The organism is Lyngbya sp. CCY1209 (assembly GCF_055795065.1).
Map to the genome: position 1 here is coordinate 1 of NZ_JAYFER010000628.1, position 11868 is coordinate 11868.

Genomic DNA, 11868 nt, shown 5'->3' on the forward strand with positions numbered 1-11868 from the left:
AACTGGAGTTTCACCCCCGCCACCGCCTTGGCAGAAGGTACGTTCAACTTGACGGCTACAGCCGCAGACGCGGCGGGAAACATCTCTGCAACATCGACAGCAACGAGCTTAATCATAGACTCCACCTCCCCTGTTGTCCCAGTTATCACCAGCGACGGTATCACCAACGACACCACCCCCGACATCACCGGCACCGCCGAAGCCGGAAGCACCGTCACTATCTTCCGAGACGAAACCTCACTCGGCACCACGATTCCCGACGCGGACGGAAACTGGAGTTTCACCCCCGCCACCGCCTTGGCAGAAGGCACTTTCAACTTGACGGCTACAGCCGCAGACGCGGCGGGGAACATCTCCGAAACTTCCACGGCGGTGAGTCTCACCGTGGATACCACTGTACCTGTCCCCTTGACGGCAACAATTGGCCAACCCGACCTGCAACCCGAACCGGATGCCGTCAGTTTTGAAGTCGAATTTAATCAGCTAGTCACCGGCCTTGACACCGGCGATTTCATCGCATCTGGCACGGCATTTTCACCGGGAATTTCACCGATAATTAACCTGTCAGCAATGACAACTCGGCGGTATTCTGTTGGTGTGGGAGGGATGAATCAACGGGGTACGGTCAACCTGGTATTCAACCCGGCTGGAAGGGTGATTTATTGGGGGGGACAAGAACAGTCTTTGGAAACCATTCCGGTGACTGTTATTGGCGAAGAATTTACTTATGAACCGCCCCTCCTGACTGTCGAACAAATTCTGGCGTTCACGCCGGAAGAAATCGCGGCAATTGCGCCGGAGGATTGGCGGGATGCACTGCAAAGTTTCACGCCGGAAACGTTGCAAACTTTGACGCAAAACTTCACGCCGCAACAGTGGCAGGCGGTGACGCCAGAACAGTGGCAAGCTTTCACCCAAAACACCACACCCGAGCAGTTGCGAACCTTTATCCCGGTGTTGAGTCCCCAGCAATTGCAAGGGGTGACACCGCAACAGTGGGGAGAAGTGACCCAAGACTTGTCATCGGCACAAACCCAAGCCTTTTTGGAAAGTTTGACCGCCGAACAACTGCAAGGGTTGACAGCGGAACAATTTACCGCCTTGATTGGAGGATTGTCTCCGGGACAGATTCAAGGTTTTGGCCCGGAACAAATTGGCAGTTTGATTGATAAATTTGCGCCGGAACAAGTTCGGATTTTGTATGAAACCTTGAGCGTCGAACAGGTGCAAGATTTGAATGCCGAACAAGTCGCCAGCTTCACCAACAGTTTGAGTTTGGCGCAGTGGCAGGCGGTGACGCCGGAGGTGTTGACAACGCTGCTGCAAAAACTCTCGCCGGAACAGTTGCAGGCAACCGCCCAAGGCTTGAGTTTGGCACAGTGGCAGGCGGTGACGCCGGAACAGATTCAAGCGCTGACTGAGGGTGTGAGCGCCGAACAGTTGCAGGGATTTTTGTCGGGTTTGACGGCGGAACAGGTGCAGGGATTTACGGCGGAACAAATTCAGGCTTTGACCGCAAATTTGTCGCCCGAATTGTTGGCGATTTTACAACCGCTGCTGCCGGTTGAAGCCGAAAATGAGATCTTTTATCAGGATTCGGCTCTGATACTACCGCCGGAGCTACTGCTACCGCCGGGGGGGCTTGGAATTGTGAGTCGTGACTTTTCTGACCGCTCAGTTGGGGTGACTTGGGATGAAGCGAGAATTAACCTGTCAGCTATTCCAACTGATAATGAGCGACCATCTGTGACGATTAACCAGGCCAACTATCAGGACGACCCTGCATTTGAAGAACCGTTGAATTTCACGGTGGCATTTAGTGAGCCGATTACTGGCTTTGATGCCAATGATGTTTTGTTGGGAGGGATGGCAGAGGCACCGACGGTGAATGTAACTCCGGTGAGTGGCCATGAAGATCGCTTTTTTACCGTTGCGGTGAGTGGGATGGTCCCAGATGAAACTGTTACGGCGACGGTGCGGGAGAATGCGGCTGAGGATGCTTCGGGAAACCAGAGTTTTGCGAGTACCAGTCAGGATAATGAGATCTTTTATGATGATGAAGTTCTCTTGGGTGGCGGAAAGGATACGGCTGTAGGCGGGATTGGCAATGACTCACTCCAGGGTAATCGGGGAATTGATAGTTTGCTTGGGGGTGTTGGAGATGATTGTCTTCGTGGGGGGAAAGACAATGATTTCGTCTTCGGTAGCCCGGGCGATGATATCGTCTTTGGAGACCGAGGAGATGACTGTCTTCATGGGGGCCAAGACAATGATTCCCTCTTCGGTGGCCTGGGCCAGGACATCCTTTATGGAGACCAAGGAAATGACTGTCTTTATGGGGGCAAAGGCAATGACTCCGTCTTCGGTGGCGAAGGAAATGATATGCTTTCTGGAGACCGAGGAAATGACTGTCTCGAAGGGGGTGTGGGAGCCGATACGTTTTCCTTTAACTTCAGTCCAGATGGTTCTTATGGGGTGGATACTATCACTGATTTTAGTTCTGCTGAAGGTGATAAAATTTACCTGGATTCAGAGGGATTTGATGTTTTGTCACCCGGCGCACTGACTGAAGGTGAGTTTGCGATAATTCCCGATTACGACCCCTGGTTGCAAGTCGTCAGTACCCCTCTTATTTACGATCCAAGTCGTGGAATTTTGTACTATAATCCAACTGTGTCTGTGGGAGATGAGACGGCTATTGCACAGGTTCAGGAGGATCTCAGCGAGACTGATTTCTGGGTGTTTTAAGTAGCCCTCACCCCCAACCCCTCTCTCAACTTTGTGGAGAGGGGAGTTGATGGATGAAAGCCCTCACCCCCAACCCCTCTCCCAATTTTGGGAGAGGGGAGCCATTCTTTCCGACTTCTGCAACACAATTCTCAGTGCGATCGCAACTGCCAAAATCATTCGCACATCCCCACATCCCCGCCTCGGGAAATGGTGAGACTTCGAGCGTTATATCAAATCCGGTTGAATGCCCGGAAAAAAAACGGGTCAGATATCGAGACCGCTTGGGAATCAATTCCCCGAGGGCGCAAGCCTTGCGCCCCTACCCGATCAAATCATCGGTCGATGATTGGGGAGGTTTAGGAGGGGATAACCGGATTTGATATTAGCTGACTGCTGATACCTGACAACTGACAGCTATAATATCACCCCGGATTGGGAACAAAATTTCCCGCCCCCATACTCGTCAACTGCTGGGGTATCAACTCCGGCGCCATCCGTTCGGGGGGGGCGATATCGGCGCCCAAGACGATGCCCTGGGTGCGATCGCTTTTCAACCCCGGAACCGCTTCGACTTCCGCTTCCGATTTGGCGTCCGGCGTCGCCTCCGGAACGTCGGGGGGCAGTTCGCTTTCCGGCAAAGGTTGTTGGGCCAGCCAAGCGAAACCACTCAGGGAACCGGCGAGGATGGCGGTGTAGCCCAAATACAGGTGGACCGAATTGAGATAAAACCCGGAATTCAATTTCACCTTGGACCAGGAAGGAACCGGGTAGCCGTCGGGGCTCGGAGTCGGCAGGGAAGCAGCCAGCGTCGGCCCGTCGAGTCCCAAAGCGTTCCCCAGGCGGCAGATGAACCCCCGCAAATAGATATCTTCCGGGAGGCGGTCCAAACATCCCGTTTCCAAGGCTTGCACGAGGCTGACGGGGACGAGGGTTTGGTGGTGCAGTTGTCGCAGGGACACAGAACAGGCTTCCCGGGCGTCTTGGAGGGTTTTCCCGAGTTGACGCAGGCGATCTTCCCGCTGCCGTTTCGCCTGTTGTGCCCGTTCGGCGGGGGTGAGTTTTTTGCGCTTTTTCTTTTTCGCCGGGGCGGGTTTCGGGGTGGGAGGGGTTGTTTCCGCCGCCGTTTCCGCTTCCGATGGGGGAGAAATTTCGCTTTTGCCCCCCGTCTCCTCGATGTCCGATTCCTCTCCGGATGTCTCCCGTACCGCCCCCACGTCAACCACGGAGGGCGGTGGGGGGGGCGGGGGTGTCGGAGAAACCGCCTCCGGTTCGGGGGTTGAATCGGGTGCGATCGCGCTTTGGGCCGCGGCCGTCCGAACCATCATTCTGTGCCGCCGAATCAACTGTTTGATCGAAAGTTGAATCGCCTCCCGCCCCACGGCTCGAACCACGATTTCCGCTTGATTTGTCCCTTCCCCCAACGTCTTTTTCAGACTTTGCAGGGCGATCCGATACACTTCGCTCTGGTGCAGTTCCGCTTCGATCTGACGCAGCAGCACCCGCACGTCTTCCGACGATATCTCTGCCGCCGTCACCCCCGCCGTACCGAAATCAACTGTGGGATTGATGTTACTCGTCATGTGTCGCTCCCGAATCCAACCTATGTGACCCATTTTTCAATCACTTTGTCCTCAGTCCGGATGCGGAGGCGGATTATCTCCTCTGGGAAGACACCGCGAATCTAATTGATAATTGACAATTGAAAATTGATAATTGGGGATTCGAGCCGGAAACCGGGTTTCTCAGCCTCCCAGGCGGATAGTCATAGAATGTTATAAGAGAGAGAATGACCGAAATCTCAACGATCAGAAATCGCCATGTCTGACTTTATCGAACCCCTGAATCTCAATGCCCACCCCCGTCTCGAAAAAGCGTTGGGTTATCGAGCCGATCGCCGCTGGGTGGCTTGGCATTGGGAACCGCAAATCAATCAGGTGATGTACGCCGACGGGGAAAGCTTGGGAACGGCTAACGTTGCGGCTTGGCAGGTTTTTTTGGAATACAAAGAAAACCGCCCCATTTTGCAGGATTACGGGTTGACGCGGACGGACGAAAATTGGTTGCTGTTGGATCGCAAGACGAGAAAATTGTATGTGGGGGATGGTAAAATCGTCCAGGGCTTGCTCGAAGAACCGGAAAGCTTGGAATTGTTGGCGGGTTTGGATGACGAAACCCATCCCCTCCGGGATCTCCGCTACGCGATCGCCCGCAATGTGAGATCGGGTCGGCGATCGCGATCGCTGCGATATTTGCTCACCTTGATTCCCGTCGGTGCGGGGACGGCACTGATCGCCGCATTGGGAATGAATACCTGGTCTTCTTTGATGCCGATTGTCGAAGGTAATTTGACGGGAAATCAACCGCCGTCGGCCCCTCCGGTTTTATTCCAAACCATCGGCGGGACGGGCAGTTCGGGGGATTGTTCCGCCTTCGTGAAACCGGCGACGGGCGATCGCGAACTGCATTTCGTGGGCGTCTACGAGGCTGACTCCCGCCACGGCATGGGCGATCGCACCACCGGAACCATCGATGTGAAAGTGGGGCGACGGGACAAGGCGATCGTGCTGGTCCTCTCCTCCTACGAACCGGTGAGATGGAACGTGATTCTCGAAGACGGCGCGACGGTGGAAAAAATCATCCTCAACGGCTACCACGATCAGGCGGTGACGGGGGTCGAGGGCATTCCCATCCAGGAGTACAGCTACGAAGAAAACGGGCAATTTCTGGGCGATTTCGTCTACCGCTGGGAAACCACCTCCCCGGCGGTCATGACCCGCTTCAGCCAAGCGGCGGGAGTCCCCCTGACCTCATTCCAGGGCTGCTACCGGGGTACGGAATTTGAAATTCGGTAGAGAAGCAGGGGGGCAGAGGAGCAGGGGGGCGGAGGGAGCAGAGGGAGCAGAGGGAGCAGAGGGAGCACACCCCACACCCCATTCCCCACACCCTACCCCCTCTTCTGCTCCACCCCGAACCCGGCCAAAAGAACGGTGTCGAGGGGTTCATTGTCGAGGGGACGCTGGTAGTTGAGGATTCTGCGGATTCGCAGGTTGGGATTGATCAAGGTGATGGAATCGACGGAAACGACCCGGGTGTAGGTGGTAGTCATCAACAGCTCCCGGGTGCGGGTGTCGAAGCGAAAATAGGCCACCATCGCCCGGGCCTCTTCGTAGGCGCGATCGCGCAAATAGTCCCCTTCGATAAACGGAAGTTCAATTTTGCGGGGTACGAATAAGATATTCAAATCTTGGGAGACCCGTTCCCCCGTTTCCGATACGGTGTTGAATGCCAGTTGGTATCCCGGCAAACCCTCGGGTTCCGCGTGGGAGAGGCGGTTGTCCTCGAGGACTTTGATTTTATTAGCCGTCTCCAGGGGGTTGATGACGAATTCCGTGTGCGATCGCTCCACTTCCTGATGGTTCAGGTAATGGTAGGTGCGTTCCGTCGTCCAGGTTCCGACACAGCAATCAAAAAAGTGCTGTAATTGAGAAATCGACATGGCAACTTAAAAAAACTTAAACTTAAATTTCGACATACTTCTTAATAATGTTCTAGCAAAATCCCCAAAAAATCTAAAATCTAAGTTAAATTCTCATGTTGACCGATCGCTGTGATTGATCTGGAGTGCTTTCCCTATAGCGTTGGCCACGAAGATGACGGGGTGTGTTTGCTCCTGCGGATGGGGCCCCACCGCATCTTACTCGAGTGCGGATTGCGGGACATTTCGCCGCTGCTGGCCGCCCCCGACTCCCCCCGGGCGGATTTGGTGGTGTGTTCCCACGCCCATGCCGACCACGTGCGCGGATTGTTGCCCCTGCACCGCGCCCTTCCCGACCTCCCCATCTACGCCAGCGAAGTCACCGCCCAACTGCTGCCCCTCAACTGGCCGGAGGCGCTGAAACGGGGTGAAATTCCGCCATTTTGTCAGCCCCTGCCCCTGCGATCGGAAGTCGCGCTCCAGGACGGACTCACCGTCACCCTCTTCCCCGCCGGGCACCTGCCCGGCGCGACCTGTATTTTGCTGACTTACACTTCCCCCCACCGCACCTACAAACTGTTCTATACGGGGGATTTTTTCCTCTCTAACTCCCGGTTAGTGGAGGGACTGCCGCTGGGGGAACTGCGGGGACTGCGGCCGGACGTGCTGATTGCGGAGGGCAGTTACGGGACGGCCCGCCACCCCCACCGTCGCCAACTGGAAAACCAACTGGCCGAACGCATCTACCGGGCGATCGCCTCGGGCCAGTCCGTCCTGCTCCCCACCCCCGCCCTGGGGTTGGGTCAGGAACTGCTGATGCTGCTGCGCTCCCACCACTATTTCACGGGCCGGGATATCGATGTTTGGGTCGATGGCATGGTCGCCCTGGGGTGCGATATTTACCTGGAACTGCTGCCCCACTTCCCCGCCAGCATCCAAAACTTCGCCCAGCACCAACCCCTGTTTTGGGACGACCGCATCCGGCCCCGGGTGCGTCGCCTGTCCCCAGAACTGCTGCCCGAACTAGACCGGGAGCCCTGTATCTTGATCGTGGATACCGGGGCGGACATCGAACCCTACATCAGCCACCGACCGGGGTATTGGAGTCTGTTCCTGCCCGAACCCCCCGGCAGTAGCGCCGACGTCCCCCCCATCGCCCGCTCCGAAGCGATCGCGGTGGAAACCTATTTCCTCACCGAACATTGCGACGCCCCCGGCACGACCCAACTGATCCACAACCTGCGGCCCCAGCACGTCATTTTCGTCCACGGTTCGCCGACCTACCTGGCCGACCTGACCAACTTGGACGAACTGCGGAACCGCTACCAACTGCACTACCCCGCCGCCGGAGTCGAAGTCCCGCTGCCCATCGGGGAAACCTTCCTGCAACCCACCCTCCCGGAAACCCACTACCAGGGGGAGCTCACGGAGTCGAGTACGGAGGTGAACGTCACCCTGCCGAACGCACTCTCCCGGGACCCACGCTGGTCCACCTTCGGGGACACGGGGATAGTGGAGGCGCGGTGGCAGGGGGAAGAGTTGGTGTTGCGGGGAATTTCCCAGCGGGAATTTCTCGCCCGGGGGAGCGATCGCGCCATTCCCCCGGACTTGGACTGCTGTGGCAACTGCCAATTTTACCGGGGACAGCGCTGCTGGAACCCGGTTTCGGCGCTGTACGGATTCAAAGTCACCCCCGAGGGCTACTGTCCCGTCTTCGAGGCGATCGACCGCCCTTGATCGGGCGCGAGAAAATGAATGAACAACGATCAACGATCAATTTATTCGCGGTCGTAGTCCGAGGGGTTGCGAAGTTGTTCAGCTTCCGGACAGTCCTCGGCGATCTGCCAGTCGAAATCCCCCCGGGGAACCGAAGCGAGTTTTTGGCTGATGGAGCCGATGCTCTCCAAGCGCACCATCTCTTCCCAAGATGACACTTCGTCATCTTCCTCCGTCTCGTAGCGCAGCGTAACCAAATCTCCTTCGATATCAAGAATCCGAGCCCTTTCGATCCACCGTTGTTGGTCCCGCAAAAAGATGCAGACTTCGCGGCCATCACAACACAGTTGATAGATCTTGCGATGTAGCATTTTTAACTTAATCCTGAGAAGTTCGCTGGCTGTTGAAAGTTGCCTGCTGAAAGGCCGGGGGCCGGCGGATGAATTCATCGCCGAGCCACTTCAATTGTAGCCGATCGCAGCGCCAAACTTTCCGTTCTTTATAGCGTATTATGCGGGATTCCCACAAATGCTCTGGCCCGAGGGGGAAGAAATGGGACGGCGCCCGATTTTCGCCGGCCTTCGGCATCCAGGGGGCGAGGGGGGCGTGATAAACTTTGGATTTGAAAAATCGTCGAAACTTGATCGATGGTCGAAACTGCTGTCATCAAGATTTCAGCGAGATGGGGGAGGCGATCGCTCCCCCGGGCGAGAATCCGGGGCCCAAAACCGTCTCGTCCGACCGGAAATGTCCGCGATCGCCTCCAATTCTGATTAGGGGGAAGCAGATTTCAACTATGGTTTACGCACAAAATTTATCTCGACCGACCCTTTTCGACCTGGCCCGGGCCGGGGACTTTCGGGCGCTCGGCCATTTGATCGACAGCTATCTGGCCCCGGAGGGCATCCGAGCCCGGGTGTTCCCCGACCGCAACGGGTGCCTGCAAGTGCTCGTGGAGTTCCGGCAGGAACCCATCGCCGAGCGCCTCGTCAAGCACATCTGCCACCTGCTCTGGAAACTCAACTCCCCCCGGGTGGAAGGGGTGAAAATCGCCGGCCGGTTTGCCGGCCAGCCGCAGATCCTCTGGAACCGCTCCGTCCGCATCGTCACCCCGGCGACCCGCTCCCGCCGCCGGACGCGGAACCTCCTTTCCCCCGAGCGCATCAACTTCCAAACCCTCCGCACCCTGTTGATGGTGGGGTCGGCGGTTGCGTCTTTCATCATCGGATGTTGGGTGAGTTACTACGAGGTGATGGGAAGCCAAGTCGTGGCCCCCTCCCCGGCCGGACGGCGACAGGCCAGCGAAGCGGTCGTCACGGCCGCGCCGCCGAAACGCACCGATACGGTGCGGGCGGCTTTGGAAACCGTGCCGGTGGTCAAACACACCGCCCTGCTGAACCCCGACGATCCCACCGTCACCCTAATGTTCGGCGGCGACGTCACCCTGGCTAACTCCTTCGCGGACAAAGTGGGGGACGATTACGCCTGGGCCTTCGCGGAGTTGGACGAATATCGGGAGGCCGACGTGGCGATGGTAAACTTGGAAAATCCCCTGACGCGATCGACCCTGATTCGCCCCAACAAACAATTTAATTTCAAGGCCGATCCGCAGGCGGTTCAGGTATTGACAGAAGGCGGGATCGATCTGGTCAATTTGGCAAACAATCATACGATGGACTACGAAGAACCGGGACTGGTAGAAACCCTGGAAACCTTGCAAGAGGCCGGCATCCACGCGATCGGGGCGGGCCGCGACATCGTGGAGGCTCGGAGGCCGGAAATTTTGGAAGTCAAGGGCCAGCGTATCGCCTATTTCGGCTACTACGACGCCGATTTCCACGCCGCCACCGAGGAGCAAGCCGGGACCAACCCCCGCCACGACGAACGGGTCGCCGCCGACATCCGCGCCGTCCGCGACCAGGTGGACTGGGTGGTGGTCAACTATCACTGGGGCGTGGAGTTGGCCGAATATCCGGGAGATTGGCAAATCGATCTGGCTCGCTATACGATTGACCAAGGAGCTGATGTCGTCGTCGGACACCATCCCCACGTCCTTCAGGGTGCAGAAATTTACAAGGGCCGGCCGATCGTCTATTCCTTGGGAAATTTTATTTTCGGGGGCAACAGCCGCAACGATTACGATACCGCGATTTTGAAGGTTTCGCTCAAGCAGAATCGAAAAATGAAAGTCGAATTCCTGCCCGTCGAGGTGCGGGATTATCAAGCCCAAGTGGTTCGCGGGAACAAGGGGGAGGAAATTTTGCGGAATGTGGAGCGACTCTCCCGCATTTTCGACCGGCCGATGGATGCGGCTGTGGTGTTGAAGCCTCGGTCGGACGGGGGGACAGCCGAACCGGTGCTGCCGGATTTGTCCGCCCCGGAATCGTCGGCGGCGACTTCTCCGACGGAACCCGACGATTTGGAACCGTTTATCAAAACCCCCTTTATCAAGGAACCGTTCATTTCGACGCCTCAACCGGAATCGAGTTCGTCGTCGCAAAGTTACAATGGGTTTAATTCCGCAATTTCCTTTGATGTTGCGATCCCCCCTCGGAATCGCACCGGGGAACGTCAGCCGGCCGGAACGGAAATCGAAGCCCGATTTTCGTCCGCGACGGCTCGCCATGTTTCGGGAATTCATCTTCCCCCCCTGGCTCCCGGGTTCTGAGTCATTCCCGACCCCCCCGAACCCGTCGAAATCGATCTCCGCCATCCCTGTCGTTTGACCGCCGAACCATTCCTAGGAAAGAGTAAATCACCGTGTTTGCGATCGCACTCAACCAAAAACAATACAAAACCTACACGCTGTTTGACCACGGTGCCGAGTCCCGCCTGGAAGTCGTCCCGGAGCGGGGCGGCTTGATTACTCGGTGGTCCGTCAAAGGCGAAGAACTCCTCTACATGGATGACGAGCGGTTTGCCGACCCGAGTCTGACGGTGCGGGGGGGAATTCCGATTTTGTTCCCCATCTGCGGGAATTTGCCGGAGAACACCTACACTTACCAGGAGCGACAATATACGCTCAAACAGCACGGCTTCGCCCGCAATTTGCCCTGGACAGTGCGGAACCAGGGGCGGACTGACGGGGCGTCGATCACGTTGGGGTTGACGAGTAATGCTGAAACGCGATCGCTCTATCCCTTCGACTTCGAGTTGGAGTTCACCTACACCCTGAAGGGCAACGGGTTGGAAATTTTTCAGCGTTTCACGAATTTGTGCGGCACGATGGACGGCCTCCCCCCCCAGTCGATGCCCTTCTCGGCCGGGTTGCACCCCTACTTCCTAGCCCAAGATAAGGGCCGGCTCCACTTTGAAATCGCGGCGATGCAGTATTGGGACCAGCAAACCCAGAAACTTCACGATTTTCGCGGCCGCTTCGACCCCGACATTCCCGAAATCGACGCCATCTTCGGGCCGCTGACCGGTTTGGGGGCGACCCTGACGGATCGGAGCCGCAACGTGCGAGTGTCCCTGAGCTACAGCGCGGCTTACTCCCGGGTGGTGTTCTGGAGCGTCCGGGGGAAGGAGTACGTCTGTCTCGAACCTTGGACGGCTCCGAGGAACGCCCTCAACACCGGAGAACTGCTGACGCACCTGAAGCCCGGGGCGAGTTGCGAGATGGTGGTCTACCTGACGGCAACTTTTTTATAAAAAAGGCTTGACCATCCCAAAATGCAGTGCTATTATAAAAAACTGTGTGAGAGATCGCACTGAATTGGGTCGCTAACTCAATGGTAGAGTACTCGGCTTTTAACCGATTAGTTCCGGGTTCGAGTCCCGGGCGACCCATTGACTTTGGCAGGATAAGAACTTAAAGGGAAAGCGGGTGACCGGACTCGAACCGGCGACGTTCAGCTTGGGAAGCTGACATTCTACCACTGAATTACACCCGCAACAGATCCCAGCCTAGAATCTGAGCAATCTTAATCATATCACCTCGGCATCGA

The 11868-nt window shown here is 56.9% G+C and carries 8 protein-coding genes and 2 tRNA genes; 6 read left to right on the forward strand and 4 right to left on the reverse strand.

What is annotated here, in order from left to right; translation table 11 throughout:
• A partial coding sequence (locus AC0QHF_RS23885; RefSeq protein ID WP_324706765.1) for an Ig-like domain-containing protein occupies positions 1-2748 on the forward strand: 2748 nt, incomplete at its 5' end.
• Positions 2749-3152: 404 nt separating this feature from the next.
• On the opposite strand, the gene AC0QHF_RS23890 is transcribed toward AC0QHF_RS23885, so the two are convergent.
• On the reverse strand, positions 3153-4343 hold the full coding sequence (locus tag AC0QHF_RS23890) for a helix-turn-helix domain-containing protein (protein ID WP_324706766.1): 1191 nt from the start codon (positions 4341-4343) through the stop codon (positions 3153-3155).
• Positions 4344-4547: 204 nt separating this feature from the next.
• Between AC0QHF_RS23890 and AC0QHF_RS23895 the strand changes: the two genes are divergently transcribed.
• The gene (locus AC0QHF_RS23895; RefSeq protein ID WP_324706767.1) at positions 4548-5582 is read left to right on the forward strand and encodes a hypothetical protein; all 1035 of its coding nucleotides are present in this window, start codon (positions 4548-4550) and stop codon (positions 5580-5582) included.
• 92 nt (positions 5583-5674) lie between these two features.
• Here the strand turns inward: AC0QHF_RS23895 and AC0QHF_RS23900 are convergent, their stop codons facing one another.
• Positions 5675-6226, reverse strand: a complete 552-nt coding sequence (locus tag AC0QHF_RS23900; RefSeq protein ID WP_324706768.1) for a phycobiliprotein lyase — start codon at positions 6224-6226, stop codon at positions 5675-5677.
• A gap of 111 nt (positions 6227-6337) precedes the next feature.
• On the opposite strand from AC0QHF_RS23900, the gene AC0QHF_RS23905 reads away from it, so the two are divergent.
• Complete coding sequence (locus tag AC0QHF_RS23905; protein ID WP_324706769.1) at positions 6338-7942, forward strand: MBL fold metallo-hydrolase; 1605 nt, start codon at positions 6338-6340, stop codon at positions 7940-7942.
• Between the two features lie 41 nt (positions 7943-7983).
• Here the strand turns inward: AC0QHF_RS23905 and AC0QHF_RS23910 are convergent, their stop codons facing one another.
• Positions 7984-8292, reverse strand: coding sequence for a DUF6679 family protein (locus AC0QHF_RS23910; RefSeq protein WP_324706770.1), 309 nt, complete (start codon positions 8290-8292; stop codon positions 7984-7986).
• A 425-nt stretch (positions 8293-8717) separates the two neighbouring features.
• Between AC0QHF_RS23910 and AC0QHF_RS23915 the strand changes: the two genes are divergently transcribed.
• The 3 genes from AC0QHF_RS23915 to AC0QHF_RS23925 all read left to right on the forward strand — a co-directional run bounded on the left by AC0QHF_RS23915 (position 8718) and on the right by AC0QHF_RS23925 (position 11710).
• Positions 8718-10589, forward strand: coding sequence for a CapA family protein (locus AC0QHF_RS23915; protein ID WP_324706771.1), 1872 nt, complete (start codon positions 8718-8720; stop codon positions 10587-10589).
• Positions 10590-10681: 92 nt separating this feature from the next.
• Positions 10682-11572 (forward strand): aldose epimerase family protein, encoded by an 891-nt coding sequence (locus AC0QHF_RS23920; protein WP_324706772.1) that lies wholly within the window; start codon positions 10682-10684, stop codon positions 11570-11572.
• A 66-nt stretch (positions 11573-11638) separates the two neighbouring features.
• Positions 11639-11710: transfer RNA gene (locus tag AC0QHF_RS23925), tRNA-Lys, on the forward strand.
• A gap of 32 nt (positions 11711-11742) precedes the next feature.
• On the opposite strand, the gene AC0QHF_RS23930 is transcribed toward AC0QHF_RS23925, so the two are convergent.
• A tRNA-Gly gene (locus tag AC0QHF_RS23930) sits at positions 11743-11814 on the reverse strand.
• Positions 11815-11868: the final 54 nt, after the last annotated feature.